Here is a 25,370-nt window from a genome sequence, read left to right as displayed (position 1 = left end):
TATCTTGAGTTGCTTAAATACGATGGTTAATTAAAAGCGATTACCCTTGCCAAGCGAACTGTTCAAAAACTTTGTCGACTGGCGTTTTAGCAACGTGGTTTACGTAATTACTGATCACTTTCTGAGACAGGCCAAGAATCACTTCTAGCACTTGTTGCTGACCGTAGCCCGCTTCGAAAAATGCTGCCATTTCACTTTCAGGCACATTGCCGCGGTTACGTACCATGCTCAGCGTAAAATCATGCAGGGCTTGCAGCTTTTCAGTGGGTAAATCTGTGCGATTACGCAGTGCTTCGGTGATTGCAGGATCGACCTTCATTGAATGTGCAATGCCTGTGTGCGCTGGAACGCAGTAGTGGCATTCGTGTTCAACGTTGATGGTTTGCCAAACAACCGTTAGCTCTTCAGCATCGAAAGATGAGTCACTAAACGCCTGATGAAGCTGAGTGTAAGCCTTAAGTGTGTTTGGAGATTCAGCCAACACACCAAACAAGCCCGGCACTCTGCCCATCTGCTTTTTAGCGCCCTCAAGAATAGGTTGGCTTTGCTCTGGCGCGGATTCTACTGAGTGAATTTTGAAGTTGCTCATTGCTCTATCCCTATCAATTTTCGGTTCTAAAGTTATTCAATCACGGAGCAATTAATGAATGTTCTCCGTTGGTGTAAAAACAATATAGATCAAACAAGAACGATCGTTCAAGTGTTATTTTGAACAGTTGTTCAATTTATACATTGAAGCCAGAAGAATGTCTTCGTTCATAACAAGAAAGCCCAACAGGCAAACACCTGATGGGCTTTCTCTTTTTCTCAATTTTTTTGCAAGCGGCTACCAATATTCTGCGTGGGCCAAGCCTTTAACACAGCTCGACTTGCCACTTGTTACTTTAATTTCACCACCAGTCAACGATTGAGCCAACCAACCGTGAGAGAAACTCAATTCAAAGGGCGCAGGGACTTGCTCAACGGTAATTTGCTCAAAGCCCACTTTTGAATAGTAGTTAGGATCACCGTACGTCACTGCAAGCTCAATACCCTGCTCTTTTAGGAGCTGCAAACCGGAGTTAATCAGGCGCTGACCAATACCACGCTTTTGCACCTGAGTGCTCACCGCGACTGGCGAAAGCAAATATGCCTTGGTTTCATCGTCAAATGAAAGCGACGTAAAGATAATCGAGCCTACAATCGTACTAACCGCGTCCGACTCACTAGAATCATCTTCAACAACAAAGCAAAATAGCTCTGTCGGAGCTGTGGTCGTTAAAAGATCGTTGGCAAGCTTACCTACTGTTTTACCTTCGTTCTCACCTTCTGAATCGGTAAAGGTCTGAGTAAAAAGCTGAGTGATCGTTTCGATCTCACTTGAATCATATTGTCTAAATTTCATGGTGTTACTCACTTACTTTAATTTCTTGAGCACAAAGAACTGATAATCAAAATCACGTTGATCAGAAACTTTAGAAGGCTGTTGACCCAAACCGTTCTTTGATGTGCTGCTATCGAAAAATTGTTTAACTTCATTGTCGCAATCGACGAGCGCTTTTGAGTTCGGCATCGTTGCTTTAAGCGCTTCTATTCGCTTTTGAAAGGGCTGGTAATACGCAAGCCAACCAGCGTCACTCATTGCAAAGTGATCCAAAACTTCATAACCCGCTGCTTTTGCCTGTTTAATACGCTCGGAAACCGTCGTCATGTCTGGGTACTCTTTCTGCCAGAACGCTTTGCTCGATTCGTTAGGTTGTTCGGTATTCCACACCAAATCATTAACGACCAATATGCCGTCATCACTGAGTAAATTTCGCCACTGCTTTAGCGCCTTTTCAACACCCATGATGTAAGCGCTGCCTTCCGACCAAATTAGGTCAAACGACTTAGCTTCAAACGGCAGATCCATCATGCTCGCACACACGGTTTTGACGTTGCTTTTTAAGCCAAGAGCCTGTGCTTGCTGAGTCAGAATATCTAAGCTCGGTTGATCATTATCTACCGCCGTTATGTGCACATCCGCTTGATGTTCTACTATGGCTTTCGCTAACACAGAGATGGCAATGCCTTTACCACAACCGATCTCAAGCACATGTTTGGGAGAAACTGGAACTTGTGCCAGCGCCTCTAGAGTATCTTCTGCGGTTCCTGGCCCTAAACGCTGTAAACCCTCAAAGATCACCTCAAAATCCGCCATGTACTGGTCATGATCGTTCATGTCTTTTGAAAGCCATTTCAGTCGCAGTGCTTGCTTCTCATCAAAGCCTTGCTTAATGAGCCAATCGAGATGCGCATCAGGCGCCACCTTGTCCATCGATTCATGCCAATCTTGCAAACCACTCTCGCCTAACAAGGCCGATAAAAGATCTCTCGAACGCTGTTTCTGAGCGATCTCTTCGTCCAATTGTTCGAGTCGGTTTTGTAACAAGGAGCGGTCAACCTTGGCATCCAAACACGCCTGACACTCTTTCAACGTCAGTCCACCCGCTTGTAACTGCTGCAACAATTTCATACGCTGCAAGTCGCGTTCGGAATAACTTCGATAACCATTATTGGTGCGTTGAGCTTCTATCAAACCCAACTTTCCATAGTACAAAAGCGTTGAACGGCTCAGGCCAACGAGCTCCGCTAATTCAGATATGCGATACATCCACTTCTCCCTCATTTCAGTAGTAAAGATAAACTATGAAGTTGTAGTCAGGTCAACAGAATTTTCGACACTTTTCTCGTTCTTTACCTATTTACCTTCAAATTGATAAAGCGATCTGAGCGTGTCTTTTACCCATAGAACGGTTAGTCATCGACATTGCCTGAACGGGATTCAGGAAAGGAGAAGTATTAAACTTGATGAATTGAAAACAATTAGCTCATAAACATACTTCTTTTTAACTGAATTTTGCCAATTTCTAAATCATTCAATAATGGACGAACGTTAACTAAACGATAAATAAACTCACCGAGTGAATACTTAAATCAACCACACATATACACCAGAAATTCCTGCTTAAATTTTTTAGAAAAATTCAAAATTTATTAGAAATTAACCCCTAACTTTACTGAGTATTTTGTTAGTCTTGGAAACAATTATTTACAATCCAAACAAAATTTAATTGGATCGCTTGAGGTTGTTTTTCTTGAATATGAAATTATTCGGCAGTTCTTTGATTCTGTCAGGAACTGCATTAGGGGCTGGCATGCTCGCTATTCCCATGGTGTTGGCCCAATTTGGCTTCATGATCAGCTCAGTGCTGATGCTACTTATCTTTATCGGCACCACATACTCTGCACTCCTCCTGGCAGAAGCATGCACTAAAACTAAAGACAACAGTGGCATGAGCAGTGTTGCTTACCTCACTCTGGGCAGCAAAGGTAAACACTTTATCAATGCACTCTTTTACCTGTTGCTAGTATGCATGTTGATCGCTTATATCTTGGGTGTCGGTGACATCATTCATAAGCTACTGCTCGACGTTGGTGTCGATGTATCAGCATCCGTTGCGTATACCATTTTCAGCCTATTGATGGGTGCTATCGTCGTCTCGGGCAAGTCTTATATCGACAAACTGAATCGCGGGCTATTCATCTTGATGGTCGTGATGCTGTTTATCGTTATCGCGTCATTATTTAGCAACATTCGCCTTGATTACCTAACTCAAACCAGCCAATACACAGCCAATGATGTGGTGCAATACAGCGCGGTTATCTTTACCAGCTTTGCCTCTATGGTGGTGATCCCATCACTGGTGATCTACAACCGTGAAGCGACTCAAAAGCAGATCCGCAATATGATTCTGCTTGGCTCAGTGATTCCATTAATTTGCTACCTGACTTGGTTATTCGCGATTATCGGCAACCTCGGCACAGACGCGATCAGCCAGTTCCACAATATCTCTGAGTTGATCTCTGCGTTCAGCGGCCAATCTGCTTGGTTGAAAGTGGTGATCGCTCTGTTCTCTGCTCTGGCCTTGGTGACTTCTTTCCTCGGCGTGTCGATGGCGCTTTACGACCAAAACAAAGATGCGGTGACCAACAACAAAGCGTTGGCTTATGCGCTAACCTTCATCTTACCTTTGGTATTAGCTGAGCTGTTCGCTAGCCAGTTTGTAAGCATGCTGGACTATGCAGGTATGGTGCTGGTGTTCCTAGCTATCTGGGGCCCACTCGCAATGGTAGTTAAGGTTCGCAGACCTGACTTCCCTCACCTACAAACCGAAGGCAGCTACACAGCAGCCGGTGGCGACACGGCATTAATGGCGACATTTGGTTTTGGTGCGTTGATTTTCGTGTCTTGGTTTATGGGGTAGATCCCCATTGAATGGACTATCTGTTGCCATTTAGAAGACAGCAGATACAAATAGCCCGTTAGTCCTGCTATTAAAAGTAGAGACTAACGGGCTTTTTACTTCTTATTGGAGTGCGTGCTAGTTAGCTCTTAAACGTACTCGCAATATCTTTCAATGAAGCTGCTAGCTGAGCTTGTTCTTTGGCTGTTGCAGCTATTTGCGTTGCACCTGTCGTAGATTCTGTCGACTTCTGCTCTACTGCCATGACGTTCTGAGCAATGTCTTGAGTCACTACCGCTTGCTCTTCGGTTGCGGTTGCGATCTGCTCAGTCATGCTAAAGATCTCGCTTACCGATGCTGAGATTCCTTGTAAGGTGTGCTCCACCTCTTTTGAATCCTCAACCGCTTTAGACGACATCTTCTGGCTGTTATCAATCACATTAAACGCGGTTTGCACATCAGACTGTAGCGAGCTGATGAAACCTTCGATTTCAGCTGTCGACTGTTGAGTACGCTGTGCTAGCGTGCGAACTTCATCGGCGACGACGGCGAAACCACGGCCTTGCTCACCCGCACGAGCCGCTTCAATTGCCGCGTTCAACGCAAGTAAGTTGGTTTGTTCTGCTACCGACTTAATCACATCAATCACACTGTTAATGTTGTTGCTGCTCTCGTGTAGATGCGTGATCTTTTCAGCGAGGTCATTAATCTCAGATGCCAGTTTCTCGATCGAGTGGTAAGAGCCTTGGACTGTGCTCAAACCTTCTTGCGACTGCTCATCGACCATTTTAGCGGAGCTTGCTGTCTGCTGTGTTTTCGCCGCGACTTCGTTCACCGTTGCCGATAGCTCTTCTGTCGCCGTTGCAACCAAGCCAATTTGGTCTTGTTGTTGCACTAGCGTGTTCGAATTGTAGTGACAGGTTTGTGAGGTTTCTTCAGCGGCTGAAGCTAAGGTCAGACTCGACTGAGACAGGTTGTCGATGACATTTGAAAACTTCTCTAGCGTTTCGTTCAGTGCCGAAGAGATCTGTCCAAGCTCACTGTTGCCAACGAACTTAGCGCGAACTGTTAAGTCGTTGTCATTACGAACCTTAGACAACATCACTGTAAGATCTTTTACTCTCATCGTCAGGTCGCTGATCGCCTTATAGCTCACGAAGGTCGCGAACAAGGTTATCAAAGCAAACAGACCAATACTCATCATCATCGCAGACTGCGCCTCTGACATTTTTTTCTCTGTCAGTGCGATAAGTGACTCTGCTAGGTGGTTTTCTGTTTTCTTTAGCTGAACAATACGAGCGGTAGATTGCGAGAACCAGTAAACAGGATCAACATCAAAGCCGCTCATCTTAGATTCAGCCAAACCACGAAGCTTTTCTACTTCTGCCACCGAACGATCATTCAATTGCTGTTCAAAGAAACGAACGTTCTCTGGGTTACCCAACACTTCGAAGTTAGAGAAATAGGTATTTTGCTCAGTCACCAAAGAGATGAATTTAACCAACATGCCTGGGCCAAATTCATTTTTAGAGAAGGTATTATTTAGGACAGCACGCTCGATACCCGCTCGCTCTTTACCTTGCAAGAAGTTGTAGTAAGCGATGGTTTCTGTAGTAATGGTGGCATCCGAACTCAACTCTGCAATCAATGCAGATACGCTCAATAACTTTGCGTTAAGTTGAGTGTAGTAACCTAGAGCCTCAGAAAGTGGGATAGATTGAGAGTCGACTCGATTACGAATAGAAGTGATCTGATTGAGGCTTCGGCTGATTTCTGTATTCAACTTTGTGATTTGCGGTAAATCGATATCAGCCGACTGCCAATATTCGCTTCTCTGGTCACGTCGAGTATCCGCACTTGCTCTTTGTGAACGTAGTTCACTGACAAACTGAGTACCCTGTGAGCCGATAAAACCGGCAGTCATTCCACGCTCTTTCTGTAACTCGTGCACTAATTCACTGTATACAACCGACAAACGGGTAAGTTGGTTTAATGAAGACAATTCACTGGTGGTTTCTACGCCTTTTGAAATCGCAGAAACGCTAAGCCATAGAAATCCCAAGATCGGTAAAATAAGCAAAGCGATGATTTTTTGCTTAAAAGACATATCGGTTAATTTCATTATCATTTCCCTAGCAGCTAACAAATCTTTTCAGTCATCTAACTCGCACACCCTTAATAAGATGCGCCTCAATTGTGACTGTATAATTATTCAACTTGATCAATGTGCATCAATTACCGTGCTACACAGATCGCGATGCGATGAAGGTAACATTTAACCTTACAAAATTCATTGATTTACCGATAAAACTGTTAGCTAAGCGACCTAACGATACCCAAAACACATGCGACAACATTTTATTGACGTAAGCGACTGAAATCTGACACACTTTAACTACCCAAAAGGGGTAGGCCTGCACCAATTATGTGCTCAGAGAAAACGATATATTCAGAACTAACTATAGATTCAACGCTCGCCAGCGATTGATTCACAACTAATCAACTCCCTATTCTGCGCTGATTAACTGTCTATTCCTCGTTAACTAAATATGTATAATGCCGAATTATTAAAGTAGAGATTCGCAATAAATATGCGACAATAACTGAGAGATATTTTATGGATTGTCCCGCTTGCGAAGAACATATCGGTTGGGAATGGGTAGAAGAAGCGGCTATTGAACCCAATGAGGAATTCGATTGTCCAGAGTGCGAAGCAACATTGATGTACACCATCGATGAAGGCACCTACTACGGCGCTCAGCACAAGACCGTAGAAGTTATTGATGATTAAGATTATTTCCTGATGATCTGGATGTTTTATTAACTCTTTGATGTTCTAAGCCTGCGCAAAGCAGCTAAACACACCTTTACTAGAACGGGCGTTCAGCATAAAATATTGAACATATGTTCAGATTAATGAAGTAGATGTTATGGCTAAGACCGCTAAGTTCGATAGACAAGACGTAGTAGATAAAGCAACGAACCTGTATTGGGAAAAGGGCTTTCATGCGACTTCTATGCGCAACCTGCAAGACGTGATTGATATGCGTCCGGGCAGCATCTACGCGACGTTCGGCAGCAAAGAAGGTCTGTTTAAAGAGACGCTTGCTCGCTATACCGAACTTGGCATCCTGAATCTGAACCGCTTCCGCAGTGAAACCGAATCGCCTATCAAAGCGTTGGAAAACTTCGTAAAACGTGCGGTTGTCGAATCGAAACAGAGCGCACCAAACGGCATGTGTATGTTGGCTAAAACGGTCGCAGAACTGACTGATGAACACGCAGAATTGTTAGCAGAAGCGAAGAAGTCACTCAAGATAATGGAAGGTGAGTTCGCCAAGTTGATTACAGAAGCGCAAGAACTGGGTGAGATCAGTAAAGAGCGCGAGCCGACGCAACTTGCTCGACATGTTCAGGTTCAAATCGCAGGCCTACGTACCTACGCGAAAACCTGTGACGACATCGATTTACTTAACTCAATGGTTGAAGACGTATTTAAGTACCACCCTTTCTAAAAGCTGAGCTTATTTAGAAGCCATACATAAAGACTCCACTGTTAGCCATAAGCTAGAGCGGAGTCTTTTTAGTTTTGATCTAGTCAACTTTATAGATGATTAACTTTAGTGTTTAAGGGTTACACCTTTCGCATGATCAGCGCCTGCGCATTGAGCATCGCCTCTTTGGTGCTGACGTCTAAGGTTTTGACGTTCGCAAAGCGCTCGACTTCTTTAATAGCCACATCGTGAGCGAAGATCACCAGCCTCGCCCTTTCGATGTCTTTTGGTGTGATGCGATTACCAATCCCGTTAGCACCTTGTGTTTCGACTTTAATCCGAACCCCAAGATGATGCGCCGCTTTTTCCAGAGACTTAGCAGCTAGGAACGTATGGGCAACCCCTGACGGACAAGAAGTGATTGCGAGTACATCCGCTTGCCCTTCTTCTGTCACCGAACCACCAGCAAACTGGTTGGCACTCGCTTCACCTTCAACCACATTCTTTTTCAGCAGTATCACGATCAAAGCCGTGGTGAGCGCTCCCGCCAATGTGCCAATGATGTAGCCAATCTTGCCATCAACCACAGGCAAAACAATCCAGCCACCCCATGGTGCATGGTTTACCACATGGAACATAAAGCCAACTACGTTCCCGACAATACCACCAGCCACAACTGCAGGTAGAACTCGTGCAGGGTCGGCAGCAGCAAATGGAATCGCACCTTCACTGATGCCGATCATTCCCATGATCCCTGCGGCTTTGCCCGCTTCGCGTTCGTCGCGTTTGAATTTCTTCGGCGATATGAAAGTTGCCAATGCCATACCCAAGGGCGGTGTACAAATTGCTATCCCAACGCCGCCCATCAACCATGGCTGAGTATTCACCTGCGTTTGAGCAAACAGCGTTGCGACCTTGTTGATCGGGCCGCCCATATCAAAGGCGGTCATCGCGCCTAAAATACTGCCAAGTACCATTTTTCCTGAACCCGCCATGCCCGTGAGCATTTGGTTCATCTCAAGCATCACTTGAGCTATCGGAGAGCCAATCACCCACATCACCGCACCACAAGTAACGAAGGTGCCAACTAGTGGATAGATGAAGATAGAACTCAACGAGATCATGCTGTCTGGCAGTTTGATCTTCTTAAGTAGATTCACCACAAAGCCCGCAAAGAAGCCGACCACAATCGCCCCTAGAAAGCCTGTATTGTATTGATTCACCGCAACCCAAGAACCAATCATACCGGGCGCTAAACCCGGTTTATCGGCCATTGAGTAGGCGATGTAACCGCCTAATACGGCGGTAAACAGCGTTAAGCCTGCGATGCCCATCTGCGCGATATCTGCCAGCACGCCACTCTCTGGTACTGCGCCGTGACCCGACATCATCACCGATAAAGACAACAACACACCGCCCGCGACCACGAATGGGATCATGTGCGAAGTGCCATACAACAGGTGTTCTTTGAGTCGATTAAGAGATTGAGCCCAAGGGCTGAGCGGCTCGACATATACTTCATGATGGCTAGAGGTATAGCTATCGAAGGAGTCCGAATTGGTTTCAAGAAACAGCTTTTGAGCCTCTTCAACTGACTCGGCTGCCTTTAATTTTGTAACAAAGCCATCTTCGATCAATTTGGTCGAGATCTGAGCCAATACCTCGATATGATGGTCGTCGTTGTTGTCTGGTGAAGCGAGCATGAAGAACACATCAGAGAGTTCTCCGCCATCAGCACCATAATCAATGCCCGTACGGCTGATGCCTACCGCGACTGCAGGTTTAGCAACCGCCGTACTTTTCGCATGTGGAATCGCAATACCGTCATCAAAACCCGTATTACCAATGGCCTCACGCTTCCAGATATCATCAAGGAATTCACTTTTATTGGAGAGCTTGCCCGCACGATCGAGTAACTCGACAAGCTCTTCAAATACCGCCTGTTTAGAGTCTGCTTGTAGTTCCAAACAGATAATCTCGGGCTCGATAATATTGGTGATATCCATATGTTGCTGTGCCTCGCCTGCATTCAGACTGAAGTTAATAGGGCGTGTTAACCTAGGAATAAGGTTAATAAGATGAAAAGATTAACGGTGTGAAGGCACTCAATATATAGGACGAAAGGTGCATTAACTGGATTATTGTAACCAAGAACTCAGAGTGTGACTTTCACCTTAGAATAAAAAACGGCAATCCATAAAATCCACAGAACCCATAAACATATCGTCCCTCCTCTATGCGAGCTTTCCATACTGGATTTCCCACGCAAGATAGCTCTTACAAAATAGCTTGTGAAAGGTAGCTTATGTAACGTAACAGGGACGAGATTAAGCCGAGAATAATAATGAGAATTGTAGCGGTAACTGCGTGCCCTACAGGCATTGCGCACACCTATATGGCAGCTGATGCTTTAAATAAAACTGCCCCTAAATTCAACGTTTCAATCAAGGTTGAAACACAAGGCGCTATGGGTATTGAAAACTTACTGACTGCACAAGATATTACTCTCGCAGACAAGGTATTGATCGTCTCTGATATCGACATTGAACAGCCAAACCGCTTCGACCCAGCGAAAACCTTATTCATTCCCATGGAAGAGGTATTGTTGAGTGTCGATAAAGTCTTTATTAAGCATTGTCGAACCTAGACCTTTCATGAACGAATATCAGATCACCTTCTTCGTTGACGATCCTGCCGCGAACTCACACGTCGCGCAGCCACTTAGCCGCTTGGCAAAGAAATTCAAAAGTACCATCCGTATTATCAACATCACTCAAAACCGAACGGCCGATCTCTCCAAGTCTGTCGCGATGTTGCAAGTGGGTTTACTTCGTGGCGATTTGTGTCAGATTACCGCGGTAGGTATTGATGCCGAGCTGGCCTGTTTCGTTCTTAAAGATGTCATTGCCGAGCATTACGATATGGTTGGTTCGCAAGTGAACCATGAGTTCTCGAACGACTTAATCCAGCGCATACCGCAGATATGTCCACCTTGTGACATCAAGTGGCATCATGCCAAAGCACAAACCCAACTGACCAAGTTTGAATGTTTAAAAGGGCTCGCTCATCTGGTGTATCCAGAAGATCCGGATGAACTGATTCTGGCGTTTATTAAACGAGAAGAACGCTCGTCTACATGTGTATCCCCAGGCATTGCCTTGCCACATGTGATGTTTGAATCGACCCAAGATCTCTCGATTGCGGTCATCGTCAGTGACGACCCAATTGATTGGGCCTCACGTATTGGTGAAGTACACGTTGCCATCGCTTTGGTACTGCCAACTAAGCCACAGCGAGAGCACATTGTGGCGGCTACCAACCTAACCAGAAACCTGCTTCACGATCAGGTCAATGAGCGTTTACAAAAGACTCGAAGCAGTGTCGATCTACAAGCTTTACTCATGTACATCTCTTCTCGTCTGATTTAGTGCATCTCTCCCTTCTAAACTCTATTTCTTAATCAACTAAGTGACTCACTCCACTGGTTATAACTCCACGGTTCACACAATAAAAAACGGCTGAGCAATCACGCTCAGCCGTTCTATTTTAAATGGCTCATCTAGTGGGCTTAGTTACCTAAGCCGTTTTGTTCTCTTGTTTCGCATCTTCCACCGAGTCGTCCACGGCTTTCACCAGCATCAGACCGACGATGAACACGATACCGCCACACAGTACGAACATCATTCTTCCCCAGAATGGATTTGGTAGAGCAAACATCGCCATCACTGCCACACCAGACACTGCAATCAGTGAGCCCAGCATGTGACGTTGTTTGTTATCCAGTTTCTTCTGCGCTGTTGATTCAGAAACCAATGGCGTCGCAAGGTTGTTGAAGAAGGTATCCACATCTTTCTGACGAGACGCTTCTAGTGGTTTGTAGAACAATGTCGAAAGAACAAAGAAGCCGCCCGTAAACACTAGGTGTGCAATCAGACCTACTGCTACTTTCAAATCAGACCATTCGCGGCTCGTTAGCGGCTCTAGGTTGAACAAGTTCTGCAGCATTTCAGCTGTAATCACGAAGCCAACGATGTAAGAAACAATCGCACCAACCACTAGCGTACCCCAACCAGCCCAGTCCGGAGTCTTCTTAAGGAAGAAGCCACAGAATGCTGGAATGGTCATTGGGAAGCCAATTAACGCACCCACGTACATCATGGTGTCGAATAGGCTCAAACCTTTTAGCGAGTTAATGAACAGCGCAATAAGGATGATGGCAAGACCGAAGAAGGTAGACATCAACTTAGACACAATCATCAGCTCTTTCTCTGTCGCGTTTGGACGAAGAATCGGTTGGTAGAAGTTGATTACAAAAATACCTGAGTTACGGTTTAAGCCCGAGTCCATTGAAGACATGGTTGCTGCGAACATTGCTGCGATCAGAAGACCCACCATACCTGCTGGCATGTATTGCTCTACGAAGTATAGGTAAGCAAAGTCGCCTGCTTTAGAACCTGCATCTGGGTAATGTGCAGCAAGGTCAACGCCTTGTCCTGCAACAAACCAAGGTGGCATGAACCAAATAATTGGACCGATAGTCATCAGGATACACGCCAACAGAGCCGCTTTTTTCGCGTTCTTTGAGTCTTTTGCCGCTAGGTAACGGTAAGAGTTCAACATGTTGTTGGTGATACTGAACTGTTTGAAGAAGATAAAGAATGCCCAGATTCCGAAGATGCTTACGTAGTTCAGATTGTTACCAGAAACGAATGAAGCGCCTTCAGCTACAGGGAAGTCTTTAACGATTTCCGTAACGCCACCACCTTGCACGATAGCCACCGCAGCACACGTTACCGTTACCGCCATGATGATAACCATCTGCATGAAGTCAGACGCGATAACCGCCCATGAGCCGCCTGTCACCGACATAACAAGTACAACAAGACCCGTCAGAACGATGGTTGTCGTCATATCGAAGCCAAAGATGCCCGATGCAATGATCGCCAAACCGTTCAGCCAGATACCCGCAGAAACAATACTGTTTGGCATGCCAGACCAAGTAAACACTTGCTCGTTGAAGCTACCAAAACGCATACGAATCGCGTCAATTGGTGTTACCACACGTAGTTGACGGAATTTCGGAGCGAAGTACAGGTAGTTCATCAGGTAACCAAATGCGTTCGCTAAGAAGATAACCGCGACAGCCATACCATCGGCATACGCTTTACCCGCCGCGCCAGTGAAGGTCCAAGCACTGAACTGTGTCATAAACGCAGTCGCGCCAACCATCCACCAAAGCATGTTACCGCCCCCGCGGAAATAATCACTGGTTGTACTGGTGAACGTTCTAAACATCCAACCTATTGCTATAAGGAAAAGGAAATAAATTCCTACGATCAGAGTATTGAGTTCCATGTATAAGTCTTCTTTATTATTAATATCTGAAGAGCATATTATCCGTAGAAATTTTAATTTGTAGTATTATAAGTCAAGGTTGTGATAGACCGTATAAACTTGAATATTTGATTTTTAGGCATGAATGAAACGTCAATAAATAAAGAATAGAACACTATAAACTAAGCATTAAAAATCAATACCTTACAAACATTTCAATCAGTAACTCCGTCAAGAATAATTAACTTTTGTCGTCTCGATAAATGGATTTGAATTTACTTACAATTCATTTAATGCATCCAATTAATATCTGAATTCTTAGGTATTTGATTCAATAAATAGAGCGCGAAAAACAATAAATAGCTCGCAAAATCACCCCTTATTGTTATTAATCTGCATTATCTAGAGAATCGCGGAAAATACACAAAACGTAGGAGTCGGTTTAGTAATAGATAAGAGAAAGCCGTTGAAAAGAGGAAACTTAGAGGAAAGCAAAAATCAAATTGATTACCACAACGCAGGGCCAATTGCGGTAATCAAGTCATACAAAATACGGTCATATAAGACCAGTTCGAGAAGATAGTTTGAAACGGTATTTGATTGAAACGGTATCAGGTTTAAACGGTATCAGATAGAACCGCGGTATTCGGTTGGGGTTCTTCCTGTACGGTTTTTAAATACTCGGCAGAAGTAGTTCACGTCTTTAAAGCCGCAACGCACCGACACTTCATTGAGCTTGAAGTTGTACTTCTTAAGCATGAACTTAGCGCGGTCGACTCGTACACGAGTGATGTACTCGGCCAACGTCATATGGCCTTGCTGGCGGAACATTCGTGACAAGTGATTGGATGAAATACTAAAACGCGAGGCGATGCTGTCACGGGTGATGTGGCGGTGGAAGTTCTCTTGAATGTAGATACAAATGCCCTGATACACATCCTGAACTCGGCTGTGAGATTTCTCGACAGGCGCATCTAGCATCGTCTTACTGTATTGCAGCAGCGCTTGCAGTAGCAGTTCATCCATCGGCTGCTTGTTACTCTCCCTCGCGAGTGAACTGAGCGCCTCTAGAATGTTATCAATCGCGAACCCAGAGCGAGTCTGAATACTGTGCTTTTGAATGTCGTAAAAGCTCTCTTCACCTTTGCGCTTGCTCACCAAGCTTAAACCAAGCTGACGACGACCAAACAACATGCTCAGCACCGAACAGTCAGTATCCCAATTCGGCTTATTCCAACAGTTAGGCGGGATGAAAATCGCATCCCCTGCTTTGGCGATAACGTTGGTGATCTTGCGGTCATGACTCTCCATTTCATTTATATACTCTCCGTCTAGCACCAGCTCTAAACGTGGAAAGTTCACCTGATAACTGCATGCTGAAGGCGTATGAAAATCTCCAGCAAACCAGATGTTGTGAAACGGTTCTCGCTCGTTTAATACCGACGAGATTAGGTCATGAAAAATCATTTATTCGAACTCTTATGGGCAGCAATAAGGCTACGGGAATAGATATACTCCTTAGTGAAACATAGCGCTATTGAGCAAAATCACAATTTGAGATCTAGGTTACAAAAATCCAGTAGTGGAAATAAATCTCCAGTCAAAAATCTGATATAGCACATTGTTCCCCCGATAACTCTACACGCCAAACCCCTTGCAAATAAAAGCCTCAAGCAGACTCAACCTATGTCAATAGAGGCCGAAAAACACACCACTAACCGATCAAAATCACACTCCATTTATAACGCAACAATCATCCAGTAAATGCGTTTTTTCTTCACTACATAAGGCAAGTAATCAATTTCAGAATACCCCTAACAAAATAAAAAAGAGTAGGGGTTCATTATGATCACGACATTGATCAATCAAGATTTGATTAAGCTTTCGCTTAGCGCCAATTCCAAAGAAGACGTATTTAAAGAGCTGATAGACGTGCTGTACGCACAAGGTCGAATTTCAGACAAAGCACAGTTCCTTACCGACATTAAAGCTCGTGAAGAACAAGGTAATACCGGATTTGAAGAAGGTATTGCTCTGCCACACGCGAAAAGCGCTGCGGTCATCAAACCCGCGGTTGTTATCGGCGTCCACAAGCAGGGTATCGAATACGGCGCCGATGACGGTCAGCCATCAAAACTGTTCTTCATGATTGCGTCTCCAGATGGCGGCGATGATCACCACATCGAAGTACTGGCAGAGCTTTCTTCAAAACTGATTGAAGAAGGCTTTATCGAAAGCTTCATGAATGCTCAATCTGAACAAGAAGCATTAGAACTACTGCTTAGCAAACCTGAGCCTTCAGCAACCGAAACCAACGTTGAGAAACAAGGCTTCATCATTGGTGTGACAGGCTGCCCAGCTGGCGTGGCACACACTTATCTGGCAGCTGAAGCGCTAGAAAAAGGCGCAGCGGCGCTTGGTTACGATGTTAAGGTCGAAACCAACGGCTCTATTGGTGTTAAGAACAGCCCAACTCAAGAAGAAATTGAACGTGCCGACGCGATTGTCGTGGCTTGTGACAAGCAGGTCGACATGGCTCGCTTTGCTGGCAAACGCGTTATCAAAACCAACGTAAAAGCGCCAATCAAAGACGCACAAGGTTTGATCAAACAAGCACTCAATGCGCCGAGCTATCAAGCAGAACAAGCACCGACCAACCAATCTGTTGCCGAAAAAGCCTCACAAGCGCGCTCAGATCTTTACCGTTACTTGATGAATGGTGTATCTCACATGATCCCATTCGTGGTCACAGGCGGTCTTTTGATTGCCCTAGCCTTAGCTATTGGTGGCGAACCAAGTGAGTCTGGCATGGCGATTCCTGCTGGCAGCATGTGGAACCAAATCCTAGAAGTGGGCGTGGTTGCCTTCACCCTGATGATCCCAATCTTGGCCGGCTACATTGCTTACGCGATTGCTGACCGCCCTGCTCTAACTCCTGGCTTGATTGGCGGCTGGATCGCAAACAACGGCTCTTTCTATGGCGCTGACGCAGGCACTGGCTTCATTGGCGCAATCATCGCAGGTCTGTTAGTGGGCTACTTCGTTAAATGGATTACCTCGTTTAACTACCACAAATTCGTTCAACCGCTTGTGCCTATCATGATCGCTCCGATCACTGGCTCTCTATTCATCGCGGGTCTGTTCATCTTTGTTATCGGCGCACCTATCGCGGGGTTGATGGATGCCCTAACTGCCCTACTTACTAGCATGAGCACAGGCAACGTGGTTCTACTAGGCATCGTATTGGGTGGCATGGCTGGCTTTGATATGGGTGGCCCGTTCAACAAGGTGGCGTTCCTATTCTCAGTCGGCATGATTGCCAGCGGTCAAACTCAGTTCATGGGTGCAATGGCATGTGCAATTCCTGTCGCTCCACTGGGTATGGCTATCGCAACCAGAATCGGCCGTAAGTTCGACTTATTTGAATCTTCTGAAATTGAAGCAGGCAAAGCAGCAGGCGCAATGGGCTTAGTGGGTATCTCTGAAGGTGCGATTCCTTTCGCGGCTCAAGATCCGATGTCAGTTATCCCTGCCAACGTACTGGGTTCAATGACGGCTGCGGTAATGGCGTTCTCATTTGGTATCACCAACAGCGTTGCCCACGGTGGACCTGTGGTCGCTCTACTTGGCGCAATGAACTACCCAATGCTGGCGCTTCTGTGCATGGCATCAGGTGCGGGCGTAACTGCGGTTACTTGTATCGCGCTTAAAAATCTACGCAAAGCCAAGCTAACAGCAGCAGCGGCTTAAGCCATTTCAACTCCAATGGCTTGAGCCCTTCGACCCTACTGTTTTTAGTAGCTAGTAGTTTTTTAGGAACGAATAGAGCTCAAGCCATGTTTCCCTTCATGGTGATTTCGATGTCTGATTTTTCTTTAGCGAACGACTCGTTCGTGCAACGCTTTTTCTACCCTATGACTAACGTGATTCAGAACTACGCATGGGGTAGCCCTTCTTCGTTCAGCCAACTGTTTGGTACTGATAACCAGTCTGGTGAGCCGCAAGCGGAGATCTGGATGGGGGCTCACCCTAATGGTTGTTCGATGGTCACTGACAATGGTCAGCAAACCACGTTGTCGAACCTGATTTCCAAGAACCTAAACCTGTTTCTAAGTGAGAAAGTCGCAAGTCGTTTTGGTGAACTTCCGTATCTGTTTAAAGTATTAGCGGCTGAGAAAGCGCTCTCTGTTCAAGTTCACCCGAACAAGCAGCAAGCCGAATCTGGCTATGCTCTTGAAGAGCAGCAAGGCATTCCGATGACGGCTGGCAACCGCAACTACAAGGATCCCAACCACAAGCCGGAGCTGGTGTATGCATTAACCGACTACACCGCGATGAATGGCTTTAGGTCGATCAACGAGATCCTTGAACACTTCCATTATCTCGACATTGCAGAGCTTCATTCGATGGTTAACGATCTCGCGGGCGACCAAACGCCCAATGGATTAGCCAGCTTCTTCGCGAGCTTATTGTCTCTGGAAGGCGAGCAAAAAGGCATGGCGTTAACCATGCTGCTGATGAAGGCTAAGCTTTCAGATACACCTGTGTTCCAATTGATTTCAGAGCTTGAAGCTCAATACCCAGGTGATGTCGGCTTGTTCGCTCCGCTGCTATTGAACGTGATTACCCTAAAACCGGGGCAAGCCATGTATCTGGATGCTGAAACCCCTCACGCTTACATCAAGGGCACAGGCTTAGAGATCATGGCGAACTCAGACAATGTGCTGCGTGCTGGGTTAACGCCTAAGTACATGGACGTGAATGAACTGGTTTCTTGTACACGATTTAACGAAAAGCCCGCGGATAGATTATTGCTCAGCCCGATTGAGCAAGGTGATGTGATGGAATACCAAATCCCTGTCGAGGATTTTAAGTTCTCTATCGTGCAAAATTCGCATCAACGCCAGATCACGACCGAAGGTGCCGAGATCCTATTGCCGCTCGACGAGTCTATGGTGCTCACTCATCAATGTGGTGAAACCTGCGTGATAGAGAAAGGCCATTCGGTATTCGTTCCGGCTTATGCTGAGAGTTACAAACTGGATTGCGCTGGACGCGTAGCGCGCGCTTACAGCTAACTCCCTCAGAACTCAGTACACACTGTTCATGCCCTGCTTTTGCGGGGCATTTTTGTTCCTACAAAAAGTTATTTCAACACCGAAAAACGCCATCAAATATGACCCATCTCACACTGGATGAATGATGCAAATCACACTTAATTTTGCTGGATACAAATGTACAGTGAAGGGCTTTTATTTGCTATTTCGCGAATCGGGTTAATCCATTAATTTTAATTCAAGAACTTCAAGAGTGAATGAGTTAATAAATGATCACACAGCTAACTAACGTCAACTTAATTAATAACAACCTTAAAGCGAATAATAAAAAAGAACTGTTTGAAGAATTGGCAAGCATGTTATTTGAAAACAACCGAATCAGCAGTAAAGAAGCCTTCTTGGCAGACATTGAAATTCGTGAATCTCAAAGCATCACCTCAATGGACGGCATCGCTTACCCACACTCAAAAAGCAAGGCTGTAACTGAGCCTGCCATTGCTGTTGGTGTTAAGCGTCAAGGTATCGAGTATGGCGATGAAGACGGCATCAATCCAACCGTATTTTTTATGATTGCCTCTCCGGATAACGGTGCTGACCATCATATTTATGTACTACAAGAACTATTTGGAAAATTCAGCGACGAATTTATTCAAGATATCCATAACGCAAAAGACGAACAACAAATCCTTAATATTTTAATTAATTCATAAGGCGTAGAAAATTATGAGCACCCTAACAACTCAAGCTACGAATACTAATAATAAAAACAGTAGTAGCGACTTTAAAAAACTCCTTAGTACCATGAAAGGCCACCTGCTTTTCGGAACCTCACACATGCTGCCTTTCATCGTAGCCGGTGGTGTTCTGTTGGCGTTAGCGGTAATGGCATCAGGCAAAGGTGCCGTACCAGCAGACGGCTTGCTGGCAGACATCTCTAATATCGGTATCAAAGGCCTTGTTCTTTTCCCAATCATTCTTGGCGGCTTTATTGGTTACTCCATTGCAGATAAACCAGCACTAGCACCTGCAATGATCTCTTCTGGCATCATGGCTGACATGGGCGGCGGTTTCCTTGGCTGTATCGTGGCAGGCTTTATCGCCGGTGGCGTGGTGTTCCAACTTAAGAAGATCCCGCTTTCTGCAAACATGACGGCGCTAGGTGCGTACTTTATCTACCCGCTTCTAGGTACGTTAATCTCTGCAGGTATCGTACTGTGGGGCATCGGTGAGCCAATTAAACTGTTCATGTCTTCAATGAACGAGTTCCTAGCTTCAATGGCTGGTGCATCTAAGATGGTTCTGGGCACAATCCTTGGCGGTATGACGGCGTTTGATATGGGCGGCCCTATCAACAAAGTCGCGACCCTATTTGCTCAAACTCAAGTAGACACACAACCTTGGCTAATGGGCGGCGTTGGCATCGCGATTTGTACTCCACCTCTAGGTATGGCTCTGGCGACTTTCCTATTCAAAAACAAGTTCTCTAAACAAGAGCAAGAAGCAGGTAAAGCGGCAGCAATCATGGGTTCTATCGGTATCTCTGAAGGTGCTATCCCGTTCGCAGCAAATGACCCAATGCGCGTACTTCCTTCAATCGTTGCCGGTGGTATCGTGGGCTGTGTATTCGGCTTCATGACAGACGTTCTACTGCACGCACCGTGGGGCGGCCTAATCACTGCGCCAGTATCAAGCAACATTCCAATGTACGTCGTCGGTATTGCGCTTGGCTCGCTAACCACAGCCGTTATCGTAGGCTTCTGGAAACCGGTAGCGGTAGAAACAGAAGAAGACATGGTTGAAGCGCCAGTACAAGCTCAAGCCGCTCCTGCAGCAGGCGAAGGCGAGTACGACATCGTAGCTGTAACATGTTGCCCTTCTGGTGTTGCACACACCTTCATGGCGGCGAAAGCACTAGAAAAAGCAGGTGCGGCAGCGGGTCTGAAAATCAAAGTAGAAACTCAAGGTCAAAACGGTATTCAGAACCGCATCACCGACCTAGATGTGGCGAACGCGAAGCTGGTTATCTTGGCTCACGATATTCAAGTGAAAGACGCTCACCGCTTTGCTAACGCGAACGTGATTGAGTGTTCAACCAAAGAAGCAATGAAGAAAGCCGCGACTATGGTGGCTATTTAAAACCTGAAACAAGTTAGAAGATAAAATTACTACCCCCTAGTAACTAAAATCCCCATTCGTTTTGTCAGCGAATGGGGATTTCTTATAGTTAGGCCAACAGCATCCTTCTCGATACAAGTCATCTGTATCTCTGTAGCCTAGATGAAAAAGTATTAAGTTATGTTGTTGAACATGGTTCTATTTCAGAGGTGAGACTTTCTTTCAACTGCTTATATGGCATCGGGTAGCCCAGATAATAACCTTGGCCTTGTTCGCAATTTAACGTTTTCAAAATTGACAGTTGTTGAGCATTTTCAACCCCTTCAGCCACAACACTAATGCCAAACCCTCGCGCTATATCAATGATACCAGACGTTATAGCTCTAGAACGATAATCATCTTCTAACCCACTGATGTAACTGCGATCGACTTTGATTTCATCTACATCCAATTTGCTAAATATACCAAAAGACGTGTAGCCAACACCAAAATCATCTATCGAAAAGGACACCCCTTGTTTTTTTAACTTCTGAACAGCGATTGCACACTGATCTATATCTTTCAAAATAGCGGTTTCAGTGATTTCCAGACAAAGTAAGCGAGCAAACTCGGGATCCTTTCGTAGATATTCGTCCAGATGGTTCATGTCATCAACGCTATTTAGCTCTACCGCTGAAATATTGACCGAGACACTATTAAGCTCATTCCCTAGCAAGCCATTAGCCCTAAGTTGTGACGCAGTCTTCTCTAGAACTAACGTAGTCAAATCACGACAAAAATAATTCTCTTCTGCTAGCGCGACAAAGATATCCGGTGAAACGACACCATAGCGCTCATGCGTCCAACGAGACAACACCTCCACACCTGCGACGAGTCTACTTTCAATGTTGAATTTAGGCTGAAACACAATATCAATCGCTTTGTCATCAATCGCTTTACGTAATTCTTGCACCATTTCTTGACGTTGACGTTCAAGCTCAGTGAGTTTTGGGTCATGAAATTCAATCGTGTCCTTGCTTTTCTTTGCTTCAGTTAAGGCGTGGGTAGCAGATGCCATGAGTTGCTTGGCATTATTCCCATCCGAGGGGAATAGAGCAGCGCCAATACAACAAGTGGCGTGGATATCATAACGATAAGCACACTGGTTAAATCTACGATGTACGAGGGCAATGTAGGATTCAATATGCTCCGTGTGGTTGAGTTTAACCAAGCACGCGAAGCCATCTGAGTGCACTCGTGATGAAAGCGGTTGATGCTCTATAGGAAGTTCAATAGATCGTGCGATATCTTTTAAAAATGAATTAGTATTCTCGAATCCGATCTGGTCAGCGACAGATTTGAAGTTATCAATGTCTAATAAGAAGAGGACATAATGGTCACTGGCTTGAGAATTTTTCAGTCTTTTATTTAAATATCGATAAAAGACTGAAGGGCTATGAAGTCCGGTGACACTATCAAGATCGTTGGCGCTCTCTAAATCGCGATTATTTTTCCGAACCATTACCCATAACAGAGCAGACGTTAGAATGATAAATACCAGACCTTTGACTGTCTGTGCTAAGGCATGTTCACGCAAGTCATTTGATAATGATTCAACCGCGAGATCAGAAAATAAAACCCATAAAGATGAAAGTATTAGGTAGCTGAATACTATGCTGGCCGGATATCTTTTTGTCTTGTTCATCGTTAGCTGCTATCTCTCAGTCTAATGTGTCATGACTTATATGTTATAAATTGCTCATAACGTAGCACCAACATAAATCGCAATCTACCGCTCGCGTTTTTATTTTTGACTTTTATTTACCGATTTTCGTCATCACTTTGCACGACGAAAGCCTTTTAGGGCTAAACATGCCAAAAATAATTTGTGTGGATGTTGGCTCTTAGTCAAACTAAGAGCTGCCGATCGCTTTTGTTGATGCCGGGTATGACTCTTCAATCACAATTGTATTTCGTCCTTTTAGCTTTGCTTGATAAAGCGCGCGATCGCACAGTCTTTCCACTTTTCCTTTTCTGATAGCAAGCTAATACCAAAACTAGACTTAATTGTTAGAGTTGGTTGTTGCTCAAGTTTGATCTTCTGAATTGCTGAGCGTAATTTCTCTGAAAGGGCTGCACACCAGTTACCTATGCTCCTGAAACAGTCGCTCACTATGGGTGTCTTCGCTTTCGACCTTGCCGTTGGTTAGTTCGATATCGACATTCTGACAAGGATTGGTTGATGGCCAGTCCACCAGCTGAATATCGAGCCTGATAAAAGGGTATTTTTGATAAAAAGATGGCAGGCGAGGAAGGTTTCTAAACTTTTGAGCTGTTGGCTAACCGCCGCTTGCGTGACACAAAGCTCTCGGGCAGCCTCGCCAATAGAACCGAGGCGGGCAACAGCTTCGAACGCAACAAGGGCACGTAGAGGGGGTAACATGGCTTCACCTGATTGAAATAAAAGTGAAAAATACTTCAATCAGGTTTCAGTTTTTTGCGCTTACCGTTACAGATTAATGACGAAGGGACGTTGATCAGATATTTATGATCAACGTCCCTTTTCTCTATTTCAGGTTTTTTTGATATGTCAGAAGATCAATTACTCTTTGATGTAGAGATCTTTAGAGTAGATACGCCCTTCTACATTGTTCTTAGCAAAACCACCGACACTTGGTCGCACTAGGCGAGCCTGCATGTAGTAGTAAATTGGTGCGATCGGCATATCTTCTGCCAACAACTGTTCTGCTTGATCATAGAAACCTTGGCGATCTTGTTCACTGGTTGCAGCTAAGGCGCTGTCCATTGCTGCGTCGTACTTGTCGTTATTGTAACGAGCAAAGTTACCCGAAGAACCAGAGCGCAATAGGCTCAAGAAGGTTGATGCTTCATTGTAGTCACCACACCAAGACGCGCGCATCACATCAAAATCACCTTGGCGACGTGATACTAGGTAAGACTTCCATTCTTGGTTTTCTAGTTCAACTTGTGCGCCTAAGTTGCCTTTCAGCATTGATGCAATCGCCACTGCAATCGACTTGTTCGATTCGCTGGTGTTGTAAAGCAGTTTGAAATCCAACGGGTTAGACGCATCGTAGCCCGCTTCTTTCAGCAGCTCTTTTGCTTTTTGATCACGTTCCTTTTGAGTCCAAGTACTGTATTCAGGTTGTGTCGCATCAAAACCAGCCGTGTACTCATGAGCAAAGGTATAAGCCGGTAAGTTGCCCACCTGAGTCACACCATTGGTGATAACGTCACGCATCATAGAATAAGAGACAGCTTTACGTACTCGCGCATCATCAAAAGGTGGTCGCGTAGTATTGAATGCGTAGTAGTAAGTACACAACAGAGGCACTGTGGTAAACGCATCTTGATATTTGCTTTTAAGCTGCTGCGCCATGTGTGTAGGCACGTCCGAAGTAATATCGACCTCGCCCACCGCATAACGGTTAATCGAGGCATTCTGATTCTCAAACGGAATATAAGTTACTTCGGTTAAGTGGGTATCTGAACTGTCCCAGTACGTCGGGTTCTTCTTAAGCTCAATGCGCTCGTTCACCACCCACTCATCTAGTACGAATGCACCATTACCAACAAATTGCTTAGGATCGCTCCACGGCTTGTCACTACTTTCTAGGGTTGCTTTGTGCACTGGCATCATGGATGTGTGGCCTGTCATCGCCACAAAGTAAGGCACTTTACTATCGAGTTCGAATTTCACCGTGTGTTTATCGACTGCAGAGATACCTAACTCTTCAACGGGCTTTTTGCCTTCGGCTACGTCAGCAATGTTGTTGATTTGAGTAAGCTTGAGATACCAAACATTCGGCGATGCCGTTTTAGGATCGACCGCGCGTCTTATCGCATACACGAAATCATCGGCCGTCACCGGATCGCCATTCGACCATTTCGCGTCTTTACGTAGGTGGAATACAAACGTCTGGTTGTCTTCGGTTTCCCAAGACTGTGCAACACCTGGGGTGATATTGCCATCGCGATCTTGAATCACTAAACCTTCAAATAGGTCACGTAGAATGTGCATTTCTGGCAGGCCTTCTGCTTTCGCAGGGTCAAGCGTCGCCGCTTCTGCATCGTTAGCACGAACTAAATGTTGTTCTTTCGCCAGAGAAGTTCCCGCAGGCAATGTGTCAGCAACGGCAGTTACTGAGATAAAAGGGGTCAATAGAGATGAAATGAGTAAAGCCGTTGAATGTTTCTTAAAATCCATATGTTTTTGCTCTCCTAGCCTATCTTTGAAGCAAGTAATAAAATTAACAATGCGACTGTTGACGAGTTTTAACGCTTTAGTTTATTTAAGTAAGTTTGTGTAATCGTTAATACTTGATAGTACTTGATCAATCAGGAGATTAAGGTGAGTTTAATTCCAAGAACGGAAAGAGCTGCATTTTCAATAAAGCCGCTGTCATATGGAAAATCAGTGTTGGGTGCGCCTTTGCTCTATTTCCCCGCGCAAATAGAAAGCGAGTCTCGCGGGCTGATCTTAGCAGGCACACACGGTGATGAAACCGCTTCTATTGCGGGATTATCTTGTGCGCTGAGAAGCTTGCCAGCCGCCAACTTGCGACACGATGTGATTCTGTCTATGAACCCAGATGGCAATCAATTAGGAACACGTGCCAACGCAAACCAAGTCGACCTGAACCGTGCCTTCCCAACTCAAAATTGGACAGCAAACGGCACTGTCTATCGCTGGAGCTCCCACACACCAGTCAGAGATGTAAAAGTGAAAACCGGCCAAGCCAACCAGCTCGAACCTGAAGTGCAGTCCCTCATCACACTCATTGAACAGCGTAAGCCAAAATTCGTCATCTCTTTCCACGAACCTCTCGCCATGGTCGATGACCCAACCCAATCGGAGCTTGCCACTTGGCTAAGCAAACAATTCAACCTACCGCTCGTTGAAGACGTGGATTACGAAACCCCAGGCTCATTCGGCACATGGTGTCAGGAAAGAAACCTGCCATGCATTACCGTAGAACTTCCGCCAGTTTCTGCGGATTTAACTATAGAGAAGTATTTGGATGCGTTTGTGGCAGTGTTGGGGTGTGAGGGAAATTAGTCTGGAGTAGGCTACATATACACATGCGAACAGTAATTCATTCTAA

General features: G+C 45.3%; 19 protein-coding genes and 2 pseudogenes. 10 read left to right on the top strand and 11 right to left on the bottom strand.

The features are described from left to right. Positions 1-40: 40 nt before the first annotated feature. The 3 genes from AB6E52_RS08480 to AB6E52_RS08470 form a co-directional block, all read right to left on the bottom strand. Entirely contained in the window at positions 41-589 is a 549-nt protein-coding gene (locus AB6E52_RS08480; RefSeq protein ID WP_017069794.1) for a carboxymuconolactone decarboxylase family protein, read from the bottom strand. A 237-nt stretch (positions 590-826) separates the two neighbouring features. Further along, positions 827-1,396 carry a GNAT family N-acetyltransferase gene (locus AB6E52_RS08475; protein ID WP_198594327.1) on the bottom strand — a complete coding sequence of 190 codons (570 nt, stop codon included), beginning with the start codon at positions 1,394-1,396 and terminating at the stop codon, positions 827-829. Next, on the bottom strand, positions 1,397-2,632 hold the full coding sequence (locus tag AB6E52_RS08470) for a MerR family transcriptional regulator (protein WP_102320888.1): 1,236 nt from the start codon (positions 2,630-2,632) through the stop codon (positions 1,397-1,399). A gap of 490 nt (positions 2,633-3,122) precedes the next feature. On the opposite strand from AB6E52_RS08470, the gene AB6E52_RS08465 reads away from it, so the two are divergent. Next, positions 3,123-4,286: an amino acid permease gene (locus tag AB6E52_RS08465; RefSeq protein ID WP_017061663.1), complete on the top strand. Its 1,164-nt coding sequence runs from the start codon at positions 3,123-3,125 to the stop codon at positions 4,284-4,286. Positions 4,287-4,407: 121 nt separating this feature from the next. On the opposite strand, the gene AB6E52_RS08460 is transcribed toward AB6E52_RS08465, so the two are convergent. Further along, positions 4,408-6,387: a methyl-accepting chemotaxis protein gene (locus AB6E52_RS08460; RefSeq protein WP_102320887.1), complete on the bottom strand. Its 1,980-nt coding sequence runs from the start codon at positions 6,385-6,387 to the stop codon at positions 4,408-4,410. Between the two features lie 495 nt (positions 6,388-6,882). On the opposite strand from AB6E52_RS08460, the gene AB6E52_RS08455 reads away from it, so the two are divergent. Together AB6E52_RS08455 and AB6E52_RS08450 are read left to right on the top strand one after the other, a co-directional pair. After that, a complete protein-coding gene (locus AB6E52_RS08455) occupies positions 6,883-7,056 on the top strand; it encodes a hypothetical protein (RefSeq protein ID WP_017061661.1) in 174 nt (57 codons plus the stop codon). Positions 7,057-7,195: 139 nt separating this feature from the next. Continuing rightward, positions 7,196-7,780: a TetR/AcrR family transcriptional regulator gene (locus AB6E52_RS08450; protein WP_102320886.1), complete on the top strand. Its 585-nt coding sequence runs from the start codon at positions 7,196-7,198 to the stop codon at positions 7,778-7,780. A gap of 119 nt (positions 7,781-7,899) precedes the next feature. Here AB6E52_RS08450 and AB6E52_RS08445 read toward each other — a convergent pair whose 3' ends face one another. Then, positions 7,900-9,765: a fructose-specific PTS transporter subunit EIIC gene (locus AB6E52_RS08445; RefSeq protein WP_102320885.1), complete on the bottom strand. Its 1,866-nt coding sequence runs from the start codon at positions 9,763-9,765 to the stop codon at positions 7,900-7,902. Between the two features lie 338 nt (positions 9,766-10,103). On the opposite strand from AB6E52_RS08445, the gene AB6E52_RS08440 reads away from it, so the two are divergent. After that, positions 10,104-10,406, top strand: a complete 303-nt coding sequence (locus AB6E52_RS08440; RefSeq protein ID WP_055319098.1) for a PTS fructose transporter subunit IIB — start codon at positions 10,104-10,106, stop codon at positions 10,404-10,406. Between the two features lie 7 nt (positions 10,407-10,413). Further along, on the top strand, positions 10,414-11,187 hold the full coding sequence (locus tag AB6E52_RS08435) for a PTS sugar transporter subunit IIA (protein ID WP_102320884.1): 774 nt from the start codon (positions 10,414-10,416) through the stop codon (positions 11,185-11,187). A 148-nt stretch (positions 11,188-11,335) separates the two neighbouring features. Here AB6E52_RS08435 and AB6E52_RS08430 read toward each other — a convergent pair whose 3' ends face one another. Both AB6E52_RS08430 and AB6E52_RS08425 read right to left on the bottom strand, forming a co-directional pair. After that, positions 11,336-13,114, bottom strand: a complete 1,779-nt coding sequence (locus AB6E52_RS08430; protein WP_102320883.1) for a sodium:solute symporter family transporter — start codon at positions 13,112-13,114, stop codon at positions 11,336-11,338. 606 nt (positions 13,115-13,720) lie between these two features. Beyond that, on the bottom strand, positions 13,721-14,560 hold the full coding sequence (locus AB6E52_RS08425; protein WP_060468969.1) for a helix-turn-helix transcriptional regulator: 840 nt from the start codon (positions 14,558-14,560) through the stop codon (positions 13,721-13,723). Positions 14,561-14,938: 378 nt separating this feature from the next. On the opposite strand from AB6E52_RS08425, the gene AB6E52_RS08420 reads away from it, so the two are divergent. From AB6E52_RS08420 to AB6E52_RS08405, 4 genes are all read left to right on the top strand, one after another. Then, a complete protein-coding gene (locus AB6E52_RS08420) occupies positions 14,939-16,843 on the top strand; it encodes a fructose-specific PTS transporter subunit EIIC (RefSeq protein WP_102320882.1) in 1,905 nt (634 codons plus the stop codon). Between the two features lie 110 nt (positions 16,844-16,953). Beyond that, positions 16,954-18,171, top strand: coding sequence for a mannose-6-phosphate isomerase, class I (manA, locus tag AB6E52_RS08415; RefSeq protein WP_102320913.1), 1,218 nt, complete (start codon positions 16,954-16,956; stop codon positions 18,169-18,171). A gap of 248 nt (positions 18,172-18,419) precedes the next feature. After that, complete coding sequence (locus AB6E52_RS08410; protein ID WP_017069783.1) at positions 18,420-18,860, top strand: PTS sugar transporter subunit IIA; 441 nt, start codon at positions 18,420-18,422, stop codon at positions 18,858-18,860. 13 nt (positions 18,861-18,873) lie between these two features. Beyond that, a complete protein-coding gene (locus AB6E52_RS08405; RefSeq protein ID WP_102320881.1) occupies positions 18,874-20,286 on the top strand; it encodes a fructose-specific PTS transporter subunit EIIC in 1,413 nt (470 codons plus the stop codon). A gap of 157 nt (positions 20,287-20,443) precedes the next feature. On the opposite strand, the gene AB6E52_RS08400 is transcribed toward AB6E52_RS08405, so the two are convergent. The 4 genes and pseudogenes from AB6E52_RS08400 to AB6E52_RS08385 all read right to left on the bottom strand — a co-directional run bounded on the left by AB6E52_RS08400 (position 20,444) and on the right by AB6E52_RS08385 (position 24,472). Further along, a complete protein-coding gene (locus tag AB6E52_RS08400; RefSeq protein ID WP_102320880.1) occupies positions 20,444-21,949 on the bottom strand; it encodes a bifunctional diguanylate cyclase/phosphodiesterase in 1,506 nt (501 codons plus the stop codon). A gap of 208 nt (positions 21,950-22,157) precedes the next feature. Beyond that, positions 22,158-22,381, bottom strand: a pseudogene (locus AB6E52_RS08395) (GGDEF domain-containing protein); the annotation flags it as partial. A gap of 10 nt (positions 22,382-22,391) precedes the next feature. Beyond that, positions 22,392-22,687, bottom strand: a pseudogene (locus AB6E52_RS08390) (LysR family transcriptional regulator); the annotation flags it as partial. 159 nt (positions 22,688-22,846) lie between these two features. After that, on the bottom strand, positions 22,847-24,472 hold the full coding sequence (locus AB6E52_RS08385; protein ID WP_102320879.1) for an ABC transporter substrate-binding protein: 1,626 nt from the start codon (positions 24,470-24,472) through the stop codon (positions 22,847-22,849). A gap of 144 nt (positions 24,473-24,616) precedes the next feature. On the opposite strand from AB6E52_RS08385, the gene mpaA reads away from it, so the two are divergent. Continuing rightward, positions 24,617-25,324 (top strand): murein tripeptide amidase MpaA, encoded by a 708-nt coding sequence (gene mpaA, locus AB6E52_RS08380; RefSeq protein ID WP_102320878.1) that lies wholly within the window; start codon positions 24,617-24,619, stop codon positions 25,322-25,324. Positions 25,325-25,370: the final 46 nt, after the last annotated feature.

The sequence above is a fragment of the Vibrio sp. 10N.247.311.13 genome (assembly GCF_041467595.1).
In the GTDB taxonomy this organism is placed as follows: domain Bacteria; phylum Pseudomonadota; class Gammaproteobacteria; order Enterobacterales; family Vibrionaceae; genus Vibrio; species Vibrio crassostreae_C.
The sequence above is the reverse complement of the archived record's forward strand: the minus strand, read 5'-3'. Positions and strand labels throughout refer to the sequence as shown.

Excerpts from the sequence above, each read along its gene's own strand:
- AB6E52_RS08480 (WP_017069794.1), bottom strand. The coding sequence starts at position 589 with ATGAGCAACTTCAAAATTCACTCAGTAGAATCCGCGCCAGAGCAAAGC.
- AB6E52_RS08470 (WP_102320888.1), bottom strand. The coding sequence starts at position 2,632 with ATGTATCGCATATCTGAATTAGCGGAGCTCGTTGGCCTGAGCCGTTCA.
- AB6E52_RS08465 (WP_017061663.1), top strand. The coding sequence starts at position 3,123 with ATGAAATTATTCGGCAGTTCTTTGATTCTGTCAGGAACTGCATTAGGG.
- AB6E52_RS08460 (WP_102320887.1), bottom strand. The coding sequence starts at position 6,387 with ATGAAATTAACCGATATGTCTTTTAAGCAAAAAATCATCGCTTTGCTT.
- AB6E52_RS08455 (WP_017061661.1), top strand. The coding sequence starts at position 6,883 with ATGGATTGTCCCGCTTGCGAAGAACATATCGGTTGGGAATGGGTAGAA.
- AB6E52_RS08450 (WP_102320886.1), top strand. The coding sequence starts at position 7,196 with ATGGCTAAGACCGCTAAGTTCGATAGACAAGACGTAGTAGATAAAGCA.
- AB6E52_RS08445 (WP_102320885.1), bottom strand. The coding sequence starts at position 9,765 with ATGGATATCACCAATATTATCGAGCCCGAGATTATCTGTTTGGAACTA.
- AB6E52_RS08440 (WP_055319098.1), top strand. The coding sequence starts at position 10,104 with ATGAGAATTGTAGCGGTAACTGCGTGCCCTACAGGCATTGCGCACACC.
- AB6E52_RS08435 (WP_102320884.1), top strand. The coding sequence starts at position 10,414 with ATGAACGAATATCAGATCACCTTCTTCGTTGACGATCCTGCCGCGAAC.
- AB6E52_RS08430 (WP_102320883.1), bottom strand. The coding sequence starts at position 13,114 with ATGGAACTCAATACTCTGATCGTAGGAATTTATTTCCTTTTCCTTATA.
- AB6E52_RS08425 (WP_060468969.1), bottom strand. The coding sequence starts at position 14,560 with ATGATTTTTCATGACCTAATCTCGTCGGTATTAAACGAGCGAGAACCG.
- AB6E52_RS08420 (WP_102320882.1), top strand. The coding sequence starts at position 14,939 with ATGATCACGACATTGATCAATCAAGATTTGATTAAGCTTTCGCTTAGC.
- manA (WP_102320913.1), top strand. The coding sequence starts at position 16,954 with ATGTCTGATTTTTCTTTAGCGAACGACTCGTTCGTGCAACGCTTTTTC.
- AB6E52_RS08410 (WP_017069783.1), top strand. The coding sequence starts at position 18,420 with ATGATCACACAGCTAACTAACGTCAACTTAATTAATAACAACCTTAAA.
- AB6E52_RS08405 (WP_102320881.1), top strand. The coding sequence starts at position 18,874 with ATGAGCACCCTAACAACTCAAGCTACGAATACTAATAATAAAAACAGT.
- AB6E52_RS08400 (WP_102320880.1), bottom strand. The coding sequence starts at position 21,949 with ATGAACAAGACAAAAAGATATCCGGCCAGCATAGTATTCAGCTACCTA.
- AB6E52_RS08385 (WP_102320879.1), bottom strand. The coding sequence starts at position 24,472 with ATGGATTTTAAGAAACATTCAACGGCTTTACTCATTTCATCTCTATTG.